The sequence below is a fragment of the Pseudomonas sp. HD57-3 genome, assembly GCF_056113135.1.
The window spans coordinates 4659056-4676476 of sequence record NZ_CM148568.1 but is presented as its reverse complement, the minus strand read 5'-3'; the positions used below and the strand labels follow the sequence as shown (position 1 = coordinate 4676476).

Annotated in this window: 12 protein-coding genes; 6 read left to right on the top strand and 6 right to left on the bottom strand. The window is 61.0% G+C overall.

Going from position 1 to position 17421, the window contains the following annotated elements:
• Window positions 1-31 precede the first annotated feature (31 nt).
• The 3 genes from AC0R79_RS21100 to mfd are packed head-to-tail and all read right to left on the bottom strand — an operon-like array spanning window position 32 to window position 6760.
• Entirely contained in the window at window positions 32-2722 is a 2691-nt protein-coding gene (locus AC0R79_RS21100; RefSeq protein WP_221533871.1) for a DEAD/DEAH box helicase, read from the bottom strand.
• Window positions 2723-2733: 11 nt separating this feature from the next.
• Entirely contained in the window at window positions 2734-3300 is a 567-nt protein-coding gene (locus AC0R79_RS21095) for a CsiV family protein (RefSeq protein ID WP_007953029.1), read from the bottom strand.
• Between the two features lie 10 nt (window positions 3301-3310).
• Window positions 3311-6760 carry a transcription-repair coupling factor gene (gene mfd / locus AC0R79_RS21090; RefSeq protein ID WP_474731599.1) on the bottom strand — a complete coding sequence of 1150 codons (3450 nt, stop codon included), beginning with the start codon at window positions 6758-6760 and terminating at the stop codon, window positions 3311-3313.
• Window positions 6761-7114: 354 nt separating this feature from the next.
• Here mfd and AC0R79_RS21085 point away from each other — a divergent pair, with 354 nt between their 5' ends.
• Entirely contained in the window at window positions 7115-8578 is a 1464-nt protein-coding gene (locus AC0R79_RS21085) for a glyceraldehyde-3-phosphate dehydrogenase (protein WP_007953026.1), read from the top strand.
• Window positions 8579-8643: 65 nt separating this feature from the next.
• On the opposite strand, the gene tcuC is transcribed toward AC0R79_RS21085, so the two are convergent.
• Entirely contained in the window at window positions 8644-9936 is a 1293-nt protein-coding gene (gene tcuC, locus AC0R79_RS21080) for an MFS transporter (RefSeq protein ID WP_007953024.1), read from the bottom strand.
• A gap of 53 nt (window positions 9937-9989) precedes the next feature.
• On the opposite strand from tcuC, the gene AC0R79_RS21075 reads away from it, so the two are divergent.
• Together AC0R79_RS21075 and sthA are read left to right on the top strand one after the other, a co-directional pair.
• On the top strand, window positions 9990-11039 hold the full coding sequence (locus tag AC0R79_RS21075) for an FAD:protein FMN transferase (protein ID WP_474731598.1): 1050 nt from the start codon (window positions 9990-9992) through the stop codon (window positions 11037-11039).
• A 197-nt stretch (window positions 11040-11236) separates the two neighbouring features.
• On the top strand, window positions 11237-12631 hold the full coding sequence (sthA, locus tag AC0R79_RS21070) for a Si-specific NAD(P)(+) transhydrogenase (protein WP_007953019.1): 1395 nt from the start codon (window positions 11237-11239) through the stop codon (window positions 12629-12631).
• Window positions 12632-12673: 42 nt separating this feature from the next.
• On the opposite strand, the gene AC0R79_RS21065 is transcribed toward sthA, so the two are convergent.
• Both AC0R79_RS21065 and AC0R79_RS21060 read right to left on the bottom strand, forming a co-directional pair.
• Window positions 12674-13396, bottom strand: coding sequence for a glycerophosphodiester phosphodiesterase (locus AC0R79_RS21065; protein ID WP_007953017.1), 723 nt, complete (start codon window positions 13394-13396; stop codon window positions 12674-12676).
• 14 nt (window positions 13397-13410) lie between these two features.
• Window positions 13411-13992: a PilZ domain-containing protein gene (locus tag AC0R79_RS21060; RefSeq protein ID WP_007953015.1), complete on the bottom strand. Its 582-nt coding sequence runs from the start codon at window positions 13990-13992 to the stop codon at window positions 13411-13413.
• A gap of 94 nt (window positions 13993-14086) precedes the next feature.
• On the opposite strand from AC0R79_RS21060, the gene AC0R79_RS21055 reads away from it, so the two are divergent.
• From AC0R79_RS21055 to AC0R79_RS21045, 3 genes are all read left to right on the top strand, one after another.
• Window positions 14087-15337 carry a lipoprotein-releasing ABC transporter permease subunit gene (locus AC0R79_RS21055; RefSeq protein ID WP_039772786.1) on the top strand — a complete coding sequence of 417 codons (1251 nt, stop codon included), beginning with the start codon at window positions 14087-14089 and terminating at the stop codon, window positions 15335-15337.
• A gap of 7 nt (window positions 15338-15344) precedes the next feature.
• Window positions 15345-16028, top strand: a complete 684-nt coding sequence (lolD, locus tag AC0R79_RS21050) for a lipoprotein-releasing ABC transporter ATP-binding protein LolD (RefSeq protein WP_474731597.1) — start codon at window positions 15345-15347, stop codon at window positions 16026-16028.
• A 63-nt stretch (window positions 16029-16091) separates the two neighbouring features.
• Window positions 16092-17336 carry a lipoprotein-releasing ABC transporter permease subunit gene (locus tag AC0R79_RS21045; protein WP_011335181.1) on the top strand — a complete coding sequence of 415 codons (1245 nt, stop codon included), beginning with the start codon at window positions 16092-16094 and terminating at the stop codon, window positions 17334-17336.
• Window positions 17337-17421: the final 85 nt, after the last annotated feature.

Sequence of the window (17421 nt, the reverse complement as noted above, 5' to 3'; positions counted from 1 at the left end):
CATTGACTTGCATGAACAAGCGCTGAAGATCTCAGCGCTTTTCAAACTTGTCCGGCAACGGCGCAAACAGCGCCTCGATATCATCACTCTGCAGCTTCCAGTCCCCGGCCTTGCGCCCATCCAGCACACCGGCCGCCAGGTCGGACTTTTCCTTCTGCAAGTGCTGAATCTTCTCTTCGACCGTACCCCGGGCAATCATCTTGTAGACGAACACCGGCTTCTCCTGACCAATGCGATAAGCACGGTCGGTTGCCTGATTCTCGGTCGCCGGGTTCCACCACGGATCGTAGTGAATCACCGTGTCCGCTTCCGTCAGGTTCAAGCCCACACCGCCAGCCTTCAGGCTGATGAGAAAGATCTGACGCTTGCCGCTCTGGAATTCCTTCACAGGCGTTCGCCGATCCCGAGTCTGTCCCGTCAGCAGCGCATACGCGACATTGCGTTTTTTCAGCTCGTCCTCGATCAGTGACAGCATCGAAGTGAACTGCGAAAACAGCAGAATCCGCCGACCTTCCTCAAACAACTCCTCAAGCATTTCCATCAGGCTGTCGAGCTTGCCCGAGGTGCTGCCGCGAGCGGGCAGGGTGGCGTCGTTGACCAGACGCAAATCGCAGCAGACCTGCCGAAGCTTGAGCAGTGCTTCGAGAATGATGATCTGACTGCGTGCCACGCCTTTGCGGGTGATCTCGTCGCGAACCTTCTTGTCCATGGCCAGGCGCATGGTTTCGTACACGTCGCGCTGGGCCTCGTTGAGCTCGACCCAGTGGATGATCTCGGTTTTCGGTGGCAGCTCGGTCGCGACCTGTTCCTTGGTGCGGCGCAGCAGGAACGGTTTGATCCGACCGTTGAGGTGCTGAAGTCTGACTTCGCTCGCGCGCTTTTCAATCGGCACGCGGTAATCGGCGTTGAAGCTTTTGACGTCGCCAAGCCAGCCGGGCAGCAGGAAGTGAAACAGTGACCACAGTTCGCCCAGGTGATTTTCCAGCGGCGTCCCGCTCAGGCACAGGCGTTGACGAGCATTGAGCTCACGGGCAGCCTGCGCCGCTTTGCTGTTCGGGTTTTTGATGTACTGCGCCTCATCCAGCACCAGTACATGCAGCGGCTGCTGGGCCAGACGTTCGACATCCTTGGGCAGCAGTGCATAAGTGGTGAGGATCAGGTCGTAATCGGCCAGATGCTCGAAATGCTTTTTACGGCTGGCACCGTACAGCGCGACAACCTTGAGCTGTGGCGTGAAGTGCGCCGCTTCGTCCAGCCAGTTGGGAATCAGGCTGGTAGGCATCACCACCATGCACGGGCGATCCAGGCGTCCGGCATTCTTCTCGCTGAGAATATGCGCCAGTGTCTGTAGGGTTTTGCCCAGGCCCATGTCATCCGCGAGAATCCCGCCGACTTCAAGTTGCCGCAGCGACTGCATCCAGCTCAAGCCTTCGAGCTGATAAGGACGCAGCGTTGCATTCAGTCCCTTCGGTGCTTTGGCGCTGTAATCGCGGATGTCGCGCAAGCGCTGGGCGAAGCTGCGAATCTGTTCGCCACCCTCCCAGAGCAGGGGAATGCCTTCCAGCGAATTCAGGCGCGTGGCGTCGGCCTTGCTCAGGCGCAGGGTGGTTTCGCCCGGTTCCTGCAAATAAAACTCGCCAAGGGTCGCCAGCACCGGCTTCAGCCGGCCGAGGGGCAGGGCGACTTGTAACGGTCCGTGCTCGCTGTTGCGTTGCGGAATGTTCACCAGAATCAGCTCATCGTCGCGACGTCGGGCGAGACGTTCCGGATTAAGGATTTCCGTGTGCGAACGCATCAGATTGAGCAGGATCGGCAGCAGGCTCAGGCGCTCGCCGTTGACGATGATCCCCAGCTCCAGATCGAACCAATCGCGCTCCGGCGTCTGCTCGACGGTGGCGTACCAGTCGTCGACGGCGGTCAGGTCGAAGCCAAACTCATCGTCGACCAGCAGCTCCCAGCCTTGAGTGCGCAGCTTCGGCAGATCGTTGAGGGTGAATGTCAGCCAGGCGCTGTCGTTGACCATCTCGTAGAGTTCACCGGCGCTTTCCGGCAGGGCCTTGCTCTGGCGGGTGGCGATGCGGAACCCGAGAATTCGCAGCTGCTCGCGGTAGCTCTGTTCGATGTCCGGGTGGCGTTTGACCCGCAGGGTCTGGGCTTCCTGGCGAATCAGAATGTCGCTGTTCTTTTGCCCGCTGACGTATTCGTCGAGGTAGCTGAAGGACAGTGCCGCACGATGCTGGATATAACGCTGCATCTTGCCGTTGCGCGGTTCGAACGCGCTGAACTCGACGCTCGCCAGCCACAAGCGCGGCACCGGCTGCACGTTGTCCACCAGCACTTGCGGCGGCGCCTTCGGGCTGCGGTTTTCCAGCACGGCCTGGAGTTTTTCCAGCAGTTCGGCGTCCTTGGCGGCGGCGGGGTATTCGAGGGTTTCCTGCACTTGCAGCAACACCGCCGCACAGTGTTTGCAGTTGCTGTGCACCGGGCAGGTGCAGGTGGCGTCGACCATCAGCAGCGTGCCTTTGGCTGACTCGCGCAGATGAATCGTCTGACGGTAGACGTTACCGCCAGAGCCTTCGCAGCTGGCGGTAATGGTCGCGTCGCCGACCTGCACGAATCGCACCCGGTTTTCCAGCGCGTAGCGACGGCCACGCTCCAGGCTTTGTTCCTTGAATCGGCTGACCCAGGAGGAGGCCAGCGGTTTACTCAGTGGCGGGGGCATAAGGACTTCGATCAGTCCGGAACGACTTCAGGCGCTTCCCGAGGCGCGGGCGCCGTCAGTGAAGTGATCTTGATCAGCAGGGCCAGGTGGCCGTTGTCGAGGTAGTTGAGTTGGCCGTTCTTGGTGTGGCTGTCCTGTTTCAGGCGCTCGCTGGCGGTGACCATGCCGTTGGCGTCGATCTGATTGACCCAGAAGTCGGCATTCACGTCAGTGAAGCGCCCGAGCTTCATTTCAATCGTGCCTTCGATCGGGAACTGGCCGAACTGCTCCTGACCTTCGCTGACTGCAACTTTCGCCGGCGTCTCGCCGAGAGTCTGCTGCCAGGCTTTGTGCATCAGCACGCTGTACTCGCCGCTGGCGGTGAGTTTGGTCACAACGTCGTTCAGCGCCGGGGTGCGTTTGCTGTCATCGCCCAGGCGTTGAGCGCCGGCCGCCCAGTCTTCCGGTGCGGCGCGGCTGACAATTGCCGGCACGGCGTTCTGGCGTACCAGAATCATTTCGACCTGATACAGGTCATCGGCAAACGCCGTAGGTGCCACCAGAGTCAGTAGCAAAGTCAGAGAGCGAAACAGGCGCATGCGGCGTCCTTCAAGCAGTTTTCGGGATGAGGCGCTCGAACAGCGCCTCCACAGTATTAAAGCGCTCTTCCGGGCGCTCCATCGGCACCTGGAACTTGAACATCGTGGCGCCTTCGAATTTGTAGCGTTTTGGCTGGCTCTGGATCAGTTTGATCAGGGTCATCGGATCGACCGGCGTTTGCGCCGCGAACTCGATGCGCCCACCTTGCGGGCCGCCATCGACTTTCTTGATGCCCAGTTGCTCGGCCTGCAATTTCAGCGCCGTGATGCGCACCAGATTCTTGGTCGGCTCTGGCAGCAGACCAAAACGGTCGATCATCTCCACTTGCAGATCTTTCAGGCCTTCCTCATCGGTGGCCGAAGCGATGCGCTTGTACAGGATCAGGCGTGCGTGCACATCCGGCAGGTAATCTTCCGGAATCAGCGCCGGCACCCGCAGATTGACTTCCGGGCCGCCGCCGAGCGGCTGGTCGAGGTTCGGCTGTTCGCCCTTGCGGATCGATTTCACCGCGCGCTCGAGCATTTCCATGTACAGCGTGAAACCCACGGCCTGAATCTGACCGCTCTGACCGTCGCCCAGCAGTTCGCCAGCACCACGGATTTCCAGGTCGTTGGTGGCCAGCACGAAGCCCGCACCCAGATCCTGAGTATTGGCAATCGCCTCCAGGCGTTTTTCCGCATCGCCAGTGATTTGCTGGCGCGGCGGGGTCAGCAGGTAGGCGTAAGCCTGGTGGTGGCTACGGCCAACGCGACCGCGCAACTGGTGCAACTGCGCCAGACCGAACTTGTCGGCGCGCTCGATGATGATGGTGTTTGCGCTCGGCACGTCGATGCCGGTCTCGATGATGGTCGAGGCGATCAGCACGTTAAAGCGCTTGTGGTAGAAGTCGCTCATCACCTGTTCGAGTTCGCGCTCGCGCATCTGCCCGTGGCCGATGCCGATGCGCGCTTCCGGCACCAGTTCGGCCAGGTCGGCGGCGCACTTCTCGATGGTTTTCACGTCGTTGTGCAGGTAATAGACCTGACCGCCGCGCAGCAGCTCACGCAGCAAGGCCTCTTTGACCGTGCTCTTGTTCTGCTCCATCACGAAGGTGCGCACCGACAGGCGTCGCGCCGGCGGTGTGGCGATGATCGACAGGTCGCGCATGCCCGACACCGCCATGTTCAGCGTGCGCGGAATCGGCGTGGCGGTCAGCGTAAGAATGTCGACTTCGCTGCGCAGGGCCTTGAGCTGTTCCTTCTGACGGACACCGAAACGGTGCTCTTCGTCGATAATCACCAGCCCGAGGTTTTTGATCTTGACGTCGTCCTGCAGCAACTTGTGCGTGCCGATGACGATGTCGATGTTGCCTTCGGCCAGTTCGGCCACCGCAGCGTTCACTTCCTTGGCCGACTTGAAGCGGCTCATCACTTCCACGGTCACCGGCCAGTCGGCGAAGCGGTCGCGGAAGCTGTTGTAGTGCTGCTGGGCGAGCAGGGTGGTCGGCACCAGGATCGCCACTTGCTTGCCACCGTGCACCGCGATGAACGCGGCGCGCATGGCCACTTCGGTCTTGCCGAAACCCACGTCGCCGCAGACCAGTCGATCCATCGGTTTCGGCGCGAGCATGTCTTCGCGCACGGCTTCGATGGTGGATTGCTGGTCCGGGGTTTCTTCGAACGGGAAGCCGGCGCTGAAGGTCGCGTAATCGGCCTTCGGATCGGCAAACGCATAACCTTCGCGGGCAGCGCGACGGGCATAGATGTCGAGCAATTCGGCAGCCACGTCGCGCACTTGCTCGGCGGCCTTGCGCTTGGCTTTCTGCCAGGTCTCGGAACCGAGGCGGTGCAGCGGAGCCAACGCATCGTCGCTGCCGGTGTAACGGGCGATCAAATGCAGGTTGGCCACCGGCACGTAAAGCTTGGCGTTCTCGGCGTATTCGAGGGTCAGGAATTCGGCGGCCTGATTGTCGATTTCCAAAATTGTCAGGCCGAGATAGCGACCGACGCCGTGGTCGATGTGCACCACCGGCGCGCCTTCACGCAGTTCGGTGAGGTTCTTGATCACCGCATCGTTGTTGGCGTCGGCGCGTTTTTCGCGGCGGCGACGCTGCATCACGCGCTGGCCGAACAGCGGACTCTCCGCGACCAGTGCCAGCGCCGGGTCGTCCAGCATCAGGCCTTCGTCGAGCGGGGCGATGGTGATCGCCAGGCGATCCTTGCTCGCGACGAAGTCCGGCCAGCTGTCGACGGTTTTCGGTCGCAGCTTCAGGCGATCCAGCAACTCCAGCAGCACTTCGCGACGGCCTGCGGATTCGGCGGTAAACAGCACGCGCCCCGGGAATTCGCCGAGGAAGGCCGAAAGCGCGGCCAGCGGCTGGGTAGCCTTGGCTTCGATCGCCAGATTCGGCACGGCCTGCGCCGGAAAGCGCTCGCGGCCGGCACCGGTTTCCACGTCCTGCTGGCTGGCGACCACGCGCGGCCAGTTCTTCAGGCGGGCGAAGCAGTCTTCCACCGGCAGGAACAGTTCGGCCGGCGGCAATAAAGGACGGGATGGATCGACGCGACGCTCTTCATAACGGTTGCGCACATCGTTCCAGAAGTTTTCCGCCGCCTGCTCGATGCCCGGCAGCGAGAACACTTGGGTGTCCTGCGGCAGGTAATCGAACAGGGTCGAGGTTTCTTCAAAGAACAGCGGCAGGTAGTACTCGATCCCAGCCGGCGTGATGCCGCTGCTCAGGTCCTGGAAGATCGGGCAGCGACGGAAGTCGACGTCGAAACGCTCGCGAAAACGCGCCTTGAAGCGGGTGACCGCGTCTTTCTGCAGCGGGAATTCCTTGGCCGGCAGCAGCTTGACCGAATCGACCTTGTCGATGGAGCGCTGGTTTTCCGGATCGAAGGTGCGCAGGGTTTCGATTTCATCGTCGAACAAGTCGATGCGATAGGGCAGTTTGCTGCCCATCGGGAACAGGTCGATCAGTGCGCCACGCACGGTGAACTCGCCGTGTTCGTAAACCGTATCGACGTAGCGATAGCCACTGGCTTCGAGCCGCGCGCGCATTTGCTCGACATCGAGTTTCTGCCCGACATCCAGCACCAGGCTGCTGCCGAGCAGGAATTTGGTCGGCGCCAGACGATGCAGGGCGGTGGTGATCGGCACCACCAGCACGCCATGTTCAAGCTCCGGCAGTCTATAAAGGCTGGCAATGCGCTGGGAAATGATGTCCTGGTGCGGCGAAAACAGGTCGTAGGGCAGGGTTTCCCAGTCGGGGAAATGCAGCACCGGCAAATCCGGGGCGAAGAAACTCAGCTCCTGCTCCAGCCGTTCGGCACTCTGGCTGTCGGCGGTCAAAAGCAGCGTGAAGCGCTTGGCAGCGCTGGCAGCCTCGGCAATCGCCAGGCTCAGGGCGGCACCGGGGAGGTTGCCCCAGTGCTGTTTACCTGCCGCGGCAGGGAGAAGCGGTAGACGCAGAACAGGCACGGAAGGTTGAGCTCCAGGCGTTGCGACAAAGTCGGTAATTGTAGCGGCGTCCGGTGCCGCCTGTCAGTTGCAGGATGCGTCTATCTGCGCTGTTTGGGAAAAATGTAGTGGTAACCATAAAAAGCAGCGCTTTTTTTACGGTTATGTAGTGCCAAATGTTGGTGGTGTTACGGAGGGTTACAGACATCGTCTAACAGTCGTCGAAAAAATGGCTGCGCTGGAAGCCCCGGTTTTACTGGGCTGGCGGGGAGCGTTATTTTTTTGGACGGATTTTTGTTACCGATTGCGCGACAAGCGCGCATTGCTACAAGAGGTTCTCGGCGGCATAATGTAGCCCCTTTTTTCTGCCCCTACATGTGGAAGGTTACCGTGACTCAGAAGCCCGACCAGTGTCTTGGTGAATGGATCGACCGTGAAGCACTCGCAGAAGCGATGATTCCGCTTATCGGTCAGCTCTACCGCAACAACAACGTGGTGAGCTCGATCTATGGCCGCAGCCTGATCAACCAGTCTGTCATCGCGATTCTCAAAGCTCACCGCTTTGCTCGCCACCGTTCTGCCGACGACAGCGAACTCTCCGTCCACGAAACATTCCCACTGCTCAAGGCCATGAGCGAGCTCAAGCTCGGCGCGGCCTCGGTAGATCTGGGCAAGCTGGCGTACAAATTCCGCAACGAAGGCAACGGCCGTACCGCCGAGCAATTCGTTCGCGAAGAAATGGCTGACGTGGTTGGCCAGCAAAACGCTTCGGCACGCAAAGGCACCGACGTTGTACTGTACGGCTTCGGTCGTATCGGCCGTCTGCTGGCGCGTATCCTGATCGAGAAAACCGGTGGCGGCGACGGCCTGCGTCTGCGTGCCATCGTGGTGCGCAAGGGCGCCGAAAACGACCTGACCAAACGCGCCAGCCTGCTGCGTCGCGATTCGGTACACGGTTCGTTCAACGGCACCATCACCATCGACGAAGAAAACAACACCATCACCGCCAACGGCAACCTGATCCAGGTTATCTACGCGAAGAACCCTACCGAAGTGGATTACACCCAGTACGGCATCAAAGATGCGCTGCTGGTGGATAACACCGGTGTATGGCGTGACGCCGATGGCCTGGGCCAGCACTTGCAGTGCCCGGGTATCGACCGCGTTGTTCTGACCGCGCCTGGCAAGGGCAAGCTGAAGAACATCGTTCACGGTATCAACCACAACGAAATCACTGCTGACGACAAGATCGTGTCCGCCGCCTCCTGCACCACCAACGCCATCGTGCCGGTGCTGAAAGCCGTGAATGACAAGTTCGGCATCATCAACGGTCACGTCGAAACCGTTCACTCGTACACCAACGACCAGAACCTGATCGACAACTTCCACAAGGGCGATCGCCGTGGCCGTAGCGCCGCGCTGAACATGGTAATCACCGAGACCGGTGCTGCCACCGCTGCTGCCAAGGCCCTGCCTGAGCTGGCCGGCAAGCTGACCGGTAACGCGATCCGCGTTCCGACGCCGAACGTGTCGATGGCCATTCTCAACCTGAACCTTGAGAAAGCCGCCTCCCGTGAAGAGATGAACGAGTACCTGCGCTACATGGCGCTGCACTCCGATCTGCACAAGCAAATCGACTTCGTCAACTCGCAGGAAGTGGTTTCGACCGACTTCGTGGGCTCGCGCCACGCCGGTGTGGTCGACGCTGAAGCGACCATCGTTCAGGACAACCGCGTTGTTCTGTACGTCTGGTACGACAACGAGTTCGGTTACAGCTGCCAGGTGATCCGCGTGATGGAAGACATGGCCGGTGTAAACCCGCCAGCGTTCCCGCGCTAAGCCTTAGCTGCAAATGAAAACGCCCCGACTTAGGTCGGGGCGTTTTTGTTTGTGCGCGATTTGCCTTAGCGGGGGATAGCGGCTTGCGCCGTGCGCAGTTCGTGCCTGTTGCCACGGAACAGCACCAGCGTGGCGATCAGGCCCAACACGGCTGCGCCGCTGAGCCAGATCCCCGGTGCCGCCTTGTTGTCCAGCACATGGATCAGATAAGTGCAGGCCGCCGGTGTAAAGCCACCGAAGGTCGCAGTCGCCAGGCTGTAGGCCAGCGAGAAACCGGTCGTACGAACTTCCACCGGCATGATCTCGGTGAGCGCCACCACCATCGCCCCGTTGTACGAGCCGTACAGGAACGACAGCCACAACTCGACGATCAGCAAATGGCTGAAGCTCGGGTTCGCCACCAGCCACGATAACGCCGGGTAAGCGGTCAGGATCGCCAGAATCGTCGCCGCCAACAGTAGGGGTTTACGCCCGACCTTGTCCGACACCGCGCCCATCACCGGCAGCCAGAAGAAGTTCGACAGGCCGATGCATACGGTCACCAGCAACGCATCGAAGTCTGACAGGTGCAATTCCGCCTTGCCGAACGTCGGGGTATAAGCGGTGATCAGGTAGAACGACACGGTGGTCATCACCACCAGCGCCATGCCGGCGATGACGATGCCAAAGTTCTGACCGATCGAACGGACGATTTCCTGCAGGGTCGGGCGATGTTTGCGCGCCTGGAACTCCGGGGTTTCCTCCAGCGAGCGGCGGATGACGAAAATCACCGGGACGATCATGCAGCCGATCAGGAACGGCACGCGCCAGCCCCATTCGCCCATCTGTTCCGGGCTTAGCCAGTGGTTGAGGCCGACACCGAGCAAGCCGGCGAACACCACGGCCGCTTGCTGGCTGGCGGACTGCCAGCTGACGAAAAAGCCCTTGCGGCCCGGCGTGGCGATTTCCGCCAGGTACACCGACACGCCGCCCAGTTCAACGCCGGCCGAGAAGCCTTGCAGCAATCGGCCGAACAGCACGATCAACGGCGCGGCAACCCCAAGGGTGGCGTAGCCCGGCACGCAGGCAATCAGCACGGTGCCGGCCGCCATCAGGGCCAACGTGATGATCAGGCCCTGGCGGCGGCCGTGACGGTCTATGTAGGCGCCGAGAAAAATCGCCCCCAGCGGACGCATCAGGAAACCTGCGCCGAAAGTGGCCAGGGCGAGCATCAGGGAAGCGAAGGCGCTGTCGGTGGGAAAGAAGGTCTTGGCAATGGCCGTGGCGTAGAAGCCGTAGACCATGAAGTCGAACATCTCGAGAAAGTTGCCGCTGACAACGCGAAAAATCGCCTTGCCTTTGCCGGTCGTGGAGGACATGGGTAGGTACTCACTCTAAATCTTGTAAGAAAGCGTTGCGCTCGTAGCCCATAATGGCCGGCGCGGTTTTGCGGGGAGATGAAGAATTGTTAACTAGACGGTGGGGGATTCTCGTGCTGCTGACCGGGGTTTTGTCCGGCTGCGGCAACGGCGATTCGCTCGAGACTTTCGGTGGCCCGACGATGGGCAGCACCTATTCGATCAAGTACGTGCGCCATGCCAATCTGCCTGCCCCGCAGGAGGTGCGTGTCGAAGTGGAAAAAATCCTCGCGGACGTCGACCGGCAGATGTCGACTTACCGCGCAGACTCCGACATCTCGCGCTTCAATGCATTGCCGGCTGATCGCTGTCAGATCATGCCTGTGCCGGTCCTTGAATTGATTCGGGTGGGCGAGCAACTGTCGCAACAAAGCGAAGGCTCCTACGACCTCACCGTAGAACCGCTGATGAATCTATGGGGTTTCGGCCCGCAGGGGCGTGAAGAAAAAGTCCCGGATGCGGCGGCGCTGGCCGAAGTGCGACAGCGGGTTGGCCATCAGCACCTGCGGATCGACGGCGACCGGTTGTGCAAGGATGCGGCGGTCGAGGTGGATTTCAACAGCATCGCTGCCGGTTACGCAGTCGATACCATTGCCGCGCGGCTCGAGGCCCTGGGCATTCATGATTACCTTGCCGAAGCCACCGGCGAGCTAAAGGCATCCGGCAAGAAGCCCGATGGTTCGCCATGGCGTATCGCTCTGGAAGAGCCGCGCGACGATCAGCAGGTGGCAGAGCGCGTCATTAATGTCGATGGCTATGGCCTGTCCACGTCCGGCGACTACCGCAACTATTTTCAGCAGGATGGCCGGCGCTATTCCCACACTTTCGATGCCCGGACCGGTGCGCCGGTCCTACATGATCTGGCGTCGGTCACGGTGATTCATCCTTCAGCGCTGATGGCCGATGGACTATCGACGCTGTTGCTGATTCTCGGGCCTGAAAGGGCCTGGGACTATGCCGAAAAACACGACATTGGTGCATTCTTTGTGATTCGTGCCGATACAGGTTTCGTCACACGCACCAGTCACGCTTTCGAACGGCTCAGTGGCGCAAAAGTTGACTGAGAACAGTACGAAAGCTGGCGTTGTAGTGCAGGCAAAAGTAGCCTACGACGCGACCAAGGGTTAATGTGCGCGGCGTTGACGCTTCTATAGACTGTGTCCGGGTTTTCTACTGGCCCCCAATTGTTCCTTCGCGCCGTCGTTCGGCGTGATTTAGCCGCCGGTGCTGCTGGCACCGCGGCCTGTTCTGAGGAGTACGCATGGCTGTCTACAACTACGACGTGGTGGTGCTGGGTTCCGGCCCGGCGGGAGAAGGCGCGGCAATGAACGCCGCCAAAGCAGGGCGCAAGGTGGCGATGGTCGACAGCCGTCGCCAGGTCGGCGGCAACTGCACCCACCTGGGCACCATCCCGTCCAAGGCCCTGCGTCACTCGGTGCGGCAGATCATGCAGTTCAACACCAACCCGATGTTCCGTGCGATCGGCGAGCCGCGCTGGTTCTCCTTCCCGGACGTGTTGAAAAGCGCCGAGAAAGTCATCTCCAAACAAGTCGCTTCGCGTACCGGCTACTACGCCCGTAACCGCGTCGACGTGTTCTTCGGCACCGGCAGCTTCGCCGACGAGCAAACCATCGAAGTGGTCTGTGCCAACGGCGTGGTCGAGAAACTGGTGGCCAAGCACATCATCATTGCCACCGGTTCGCGTCCTTATCGCCCGGCGGACATCGATTTCCACCACCCGCGTATCTACGATAGCGACACCATCCTCAGCCTCGGCCACACCCCGCGCAAACTGATCGTTTACGGCGCCGGCGTGATCGGCTGTGAGTACGCTTCGATCTTCAGCGGTCTGGGCGTGCTGGTCGAGCTGGTGGACAACCGCGGTCAGTTGCTGAGCTTCCTCGACTCGGAAATCTCCCAGGCGTTGAGCTACCACTTCAGTAACAACAACATCACCGTGCGTCACAACGAAGAATACGACCGCGTCGAAGGCGTGGACAACGGCGTGATCCTGCACCTGAAGTCCGGCAAGAAGATCAAGGCCGACGCCTTGCTCTGGTGCAACGGCCGTACTGGCAACACCGATCAGTTGGGTCTGGAAAACATCGGGGTCAAGGTCAACAGCCGTGGCCAGATCGAAGTCGACGAGAACTACCGCACCTGCGTGCAGAACATCTACGGCGCCGGTGACGTGATCGGCTGGCCGAGTCTGGCCAGTGCCGCCCACGACCAGGGTCGTTCGGCCGCTGGCAGCATCGTCGACAATGGCAGCTGGCGTTTCGTGAATGACGTGCCGACCGGCATCTACACCATTCCGGAGATCAGCTCGATCGGCAAGAACGAGCAGGAGCTGACCCAGGCCAAAGTGCCGTACGAAGTGGGCAAGGCGTTCTTCAAGAGCATGGCGCGTGCACAGATCGCCGGCGAGCCGCAAGGCATGCTGAAGATCCTGTTCCACCGTGAAACCCTGGAAGTGCTGGGCGTTCACTGCTTCGGTTATCAGGCGTCGGAGATCGTGCACATCGGTCAGGCGATCATGAACCAGCCGGGCGAACTGAACACGCTGAAGTACTTCGTCAACACGACGTTCAACTACCCGACCATGGCCGAAGCCTACCGGGTAGCGGCGTACGACGGCCTCAACCGGCTTTTTTGACGGGCTCCGGCCGGTGGCCTGAGCCGGCCGGGGAGACCGATTTCAGCAATTCCCGAGGGTGGCAGTGGCCAAACCGGGAAAGTCTGTAATCAGGCTGTCAACGCCGAAGTCGGCGAGTCTGCGCATCAGCGCAGGCTCGTTGACGGTCCACACCGACACATGCAGCCCCTGACGCTGCGCCTTTTGCAGGCGTTCCGGCGTACACAGCGTCCAGTTCAACGCCAGAATCTCGCAACCGTAACTTTGCGCGACCTTCAACGGGTCGAGCCAGGCGTATTCGGCCACCAGGCCGCGCGATACGTCGGGCACCAGATCCAGCGCAGCCTTCAATACTTCCCGCGAACTCGAGGTGATCGTCACCTTGTCGAGCAGCCCGTGCCTGACTGCCATTTCACGGATGGCCAGCACGGTGGTCGCGGCGCGGGTACGCGAAGCGCTTTTGACTTCCAGCTGCCAGTGCTCGAAATCGCATTTTTCGAACAGCTCTTCCAGGGTCGGAATCGGGCACGGCTTGATCCAGCCCGGGCCGCCCTTGCGCGCGTCGTAGGTCACCAGATCGGCGGCGGTGTGCTCGACTACCTTGCCGCGCCGGTCGGTGGTGCGCTTGAGGGTCGGGTCGTGGATGACCATCAGCTCGCCGTCCTTGGACAGGTGCAGGTCCAGCTCGCAACGGCGCACGCCGTGCTTGAGACATTCCTGAAAACTGCTCAGTGTGTTTTCCGGTGCTTCGCCCTTGGCGCCGCGGTGGCCGTAGATAAGGGTCACGGTTCTTCCTTAATTTAGATGCCTGATTCGTTCTGTTCGCGGGCCAGACGTCGTTCCTGGGCCTGCTTCTGCAAGATATAGCGGGCGAGCAACTGGCGCTGGGCGTCGGTCAGGTGTTCGAACTCGGTGCCGACGTCGTAACCGTCGCCCTTGCGGTCGCAATGGGTTACACGGGCGCGCAGCAACAGGCCAAGCGCCTGAGGCATCAGCACCAGTTTCACCGACAGGTGGGCGCCGGTGGCGATCGGCGTCGGGTGCTGAAAGTCGATGCCGCCCTCGGAGATGATCACTGGCTGCGGCTCGCCGATATGGCCGAGCACGGTCAGGGCGACCACCTGGCTGAGCAGGTCGATGCGTTTGTTCTGGGATTTCAGGAACGCCGATATGGCGCGGTCGCGTTCGCTGATCTGGCGCAGCAGGTGCTGCGACTCGAATTCGCTCAGGTGCAATTCGCTGAGCAGGTTGAACAGTGGAGAAGCATCCTGCAACACTTCCTGGCCTGCAGCTTCGGGAGCGGACAGGGGCCGAATTTCCAGTGCGATCGTGTCCTCGATACGGTAGTATTCGCGGCGATCTTCTTCATCTAATGTCGACATGGCGAACCCATGGTAGCGGCGGTGGTCTGAGTGTAAAGCTGGTTATCGACCCCCGCCACAAGGACGTTCCTTTTCCCTCCGAACAAGCCCCGACATGTTCAGACCTCTCTTCGTATTTATCGGCACGCGTTATACCCGTGCAAAGCGTCGCAATCATTTTGTGTCATTCATTTCCCTGACTTCGATGATCGGGCTCGCCCTTGGCGTGGTCGTGATGATCGTGGTGCTGTCGGTGATGAACGGCTTCGATCATGAGATGCGCACCCGCGTGCTGGGCATGGTGCCCCACGCGACCATCGAGTCCGGTGAAGCCATCAACGACTGGCCGAGCCTGGCCGCCAAGGTCAAGCAGAACCCGCAGGTGGCGGCCGTCGCGCCGTTCACCCAGATGCAGGGGTTGCTGACCAACAACGGCCAGGTGTCCAAGGTTTTGCTCAATGCCATCGATCCGGCGCTGGAACGCAACGTCTCGATCATCGACAACTTCATGAAGCAGGGCAAACTCGACGATCTGACGCCGGGCAGCTTCGGCATCGTGATCGGCGACAAGGCCGCGACCAAGCTCGGCGTGGGCCTCGGTGACAAGATCACCTTCGTCGCACCGGAGGTCAGCGTGACCCCGGCCGGGATGTTCCCGCGCATGAAACGCTTCACCGTGGTCGGCATCTTCCATGTCGGCGCCGGTGAACTGGACGGTTACCTGGGCGTCACCAACCTGCAGGATCTGGCGAAGATGCACCGCTGGAAGCCTGATCAGGTGCAGGGCCTGCGTCTGAAGTTCGACGATCTGTTCCAGGCCCCGCGTGAAGCGTGGAACATCGCCCAACGTCTCGGCGAAGACCGTTACTACGCCCGCGACTGGACCCGTACCCACGGCAACCTGTATCAGGCGATCCGCATGGAAAAAGCCATGATCGGCCTGCTGTTGCTGCTGATCGTCGCGGTGGCGGCGTTCAACATCATTTCCACGCTGGTGATGGTGGTGAACGACAAGAAGGGCGACATCGCCATTCTGCGCACACTGGGCGCCACACCGGGCACGATCATGCGCACGTTCATGGTGCAGGGCACGGTGATCGGCGTGGTCGGCACGGCCATCGGCGCCGTGGTCGGGATCTTCGCCGCGCTCAACGTCAGCGCCGCGATTTCGGCCCTCGAAGGCGTGATCGGACACAAATTCCTCAACGCCGACGTGTATTTCATCGATTACCTGCCGTCGCAGGTGCAGAGCCAGGACGTGGTCATGGTCTGCGCCGCTGCGTTGGTCCTGAGTTTCCTCGCCACCCTGTATCCAGCCTGGCGTGCCGCGCGCACCCAGCCGGCGGAGGCGCTACGTTATGAGTGAGTCGGGCATGAGTGAAAAAGCAATCTTGAGCTGCCGCAACCTGGGCAAATCCTACGAGGAAGGCCCGGAGTCGGTGGAAGTGCTGGCCAACCTGCAACTGGAACTGCATCCAGGCGAGCGGGTGGCGATCGTCGGCAAGTCCGGTTCGGGCAAAAGTACCTTGCTCAACCTGCTGGGCGGTCTCGACACACCGACCAAGGGCGGTGTCTGGCTCGACGGTGAAGAACTGTCGGCGCTGAGCGAAAAGAAGCGTGGCCTGCTGCGTAACCGCGCGCTCGGGTTCGTGTACCAGTTCCACCACTTGCTGCCGGAATTCACCGCGCTGGAAAACGTCTGCATGCCGCTGCTGATCGGCAAGACCTCGATCCCGGAAGCCCGTCAGCGTGCCACGGCGTTGCTGGAGCGGGTCGGTCTGGGCCATCGCCTGGAACACAAACCGGCAGAGCTGTCCGGTGGCGAGCGTCAGCGCGTGGCTATCGCCCGTGCGCTGGTGAACAATCCAGGGCTGGTGATGCTCGACGAGCCGACCGGCAACCTCGACTCCCACACCGCCGAGGGCATTCAGGATCTGATGCTGGAACTCAGCACTTCGATGCGCACGGCGTTTCTGGTGGTGACTCACGACATGAACCTGGCTCGCCAGATGGACCGCGTCCTGCAATTGCAGGAAGGTTGCCTGACCCCCATCTGACGGCTTGAAACCCGGTGCCTGAAAAGGCATCGGGTCTTTTATTTTTATACGGTGCCCCAGCGAATGTTCAGACCGTTATCGATCTTTATCGGCACGCGCTATACCCGCGCCAAGCGCCGCAATCGCTTTGTTTCGTTCATTTCGATGACCTCGATGATCGGCCTCGCCCTCGGCGTGCTGGCGATGATCGTGGTGCTGTCGGTGATGAACGGCTTCCAGCGCGAAATGAGCTCGCGCATCCTCGGCATGGTGCCGCACGCGACCATCGTCGGCGTCAAGCCGATCGACGACTGGCAGCCAGTGGCCGCCGCCGCGATGAAGAATCCGGAAGTGACGGCCGCCGTGCCGTTCACCGAGATGGAAGGCATGCTGTCCTACAAGGGCATGATGCAGCCGATCCAGATCAGCGGCGTCGACCCGGCTCAGGAAGGCAAGGTGTCGATCGTTGCCCAGCACATTGTTCAGGGCCGTCTCGATGCCTTGAAGCCTGGTGAATTCGGCGTAGTGCTGGGTGAAATCACCGCCCGGCGTTTCCGCCTCAATGTCGGCGACAAGATTACCCTGATCGTGCCGGAAGTCAGCACCGCACCGGGCGGCATCACTCCGCGCATGCAGCGCTTGAACGTGGTCGGCGTGTTCAAGGTCGGTGCCGAACTCGACGGTTCCATGGGCCTGATCCACGTCTCCGACGCCGCGACCATGCAGCACTGGGAGCCGAATCAGGTGCAGAGCGTGCGTCTGGCGGTGAAAGATCTGTACGCCGCACCGAAGGTTTCGTCGGATATCGCCAGCGGCCTCGGCGCCGATTTCAAGGCTGACGACTGGACCCACACTCAGGGCAGCCTATTCAGCGCGATGAAGATGGAAAAAACCATGATCGGCCTGTTGCTGCTGATGATCGTCGCGGTGGCGGCGTTCAACATCATCGCGACCTTGATCATGGTGGTGAACGACAAGGGCGCGGACATCGCGATCCTGCGCACCATCGGCGCCACGCCACGACAGATCATGGCGATCTTCATGGTGCAGGGCACGGTGATCGGCATCGTCGGCACCATCATTGGTGGCGTGCTGGGCGTGATTGCGGCGCTGAACGTCAGTGAAATGGTGGGCTGGGTCGAGCGGGTGACCGGGCAGCACATCTTCAGTTCGGACGTGTACTTCGTCAGCAACCTGCCATCGGAATTGCAGGGCGGCGACGTGCTGCTGATCTGCTCGGCGGGCTTCATCCTCAGCTTCCTTGCCACGGTTTACCCGGCATGGCGGGCGGCGAAGATCGAACCGGCGCACGCGTTGCGTTATTCCTAAGCATCCTGATGCTCGTTCCCACGCTCCGCGTGGGAATGCATCAACGGACGCTCCGCGTTCGGCTCTTTAGGGCGCAGAGCGCCCC

What these genes read in the sequence shown, in the direction of transcription:
- AC0R79_RS21100 (WP_221533871.1), bottom strand. Translation starts at nt 2,722, where the DNA reads ATGCCCCCGCCACTGAGTAAACCGCTGGCCTCCTCCTGGGTCAGCCGA.
- AC0R79_RS21095 (WP_007953029.1), bottom strand. Translation starts at nt 3,300, where the DNA reads ATGCGCCTGTTTCGCTCTCTGACTTTGCTACTGACTCTGGTGGCACCT.
- AC0R79_RS21085 (WP_007953026.1), top strand. Translation starts at nt 7,115, where the DNA reads ATGTGGAAGGTTACCGTGACTCAGAAGCCCGACCAGTGTCTTGGTGAA.
- tcuC (WP_007953024.1), bottom strand. Translation starts at nt 9,936, where the DNA reads ATGTCCTCCACGACCGGCAAAGGCAAGGCGATTTTTCGCGTTGTCAGC.
- AC0R79_RS21075 (WP_474731598.1), top strand. Translation starts at nt 9,990, where the DNA reads ATGGCCGGCGCGGTTTTGCGGGGAGATGAAGAATTGTTAACTAGACGG.
- sthA (WP_007953019.1), top strand. Translation starts at nt 11,237, where the DNA reads ATGGCTGTCTACAACTACGACGTGGTGGTGCTGGGTTCCGGCCCGGCG.
- AC0R79_RS21060 (WP_007953015.1), bottom strand. Translation starts at nt 13,992, where the DNA reads ATGTCGACATTAGATGAAGAAGATCGCCGCGAATACTACCGTATCGAG.
- AC0R79_RS21055 (WP_039772786.1), top strand. Translation starts at nt 14,087, where the DNA reads ATGTTCAGACCTCTCTTCGTATTTATCGGCACGCGTTATACCCGTGCA.
- lolD (WP_474731597.1), top strand. Translation starts at nt 15,345, where the DNA reads ATGAGTGAAAAAGCAATCTTGAGCTGCCGCAACCTGGGCAAATCCTAC.
- AC0R79_RS21045 (WP_011335181.1), top strand. Translation starts at nt 16,092, where the DNA reads ATGTTCAGACCGTTATCGATCTTTATCGGCACGCGCTATACCCGCGCC.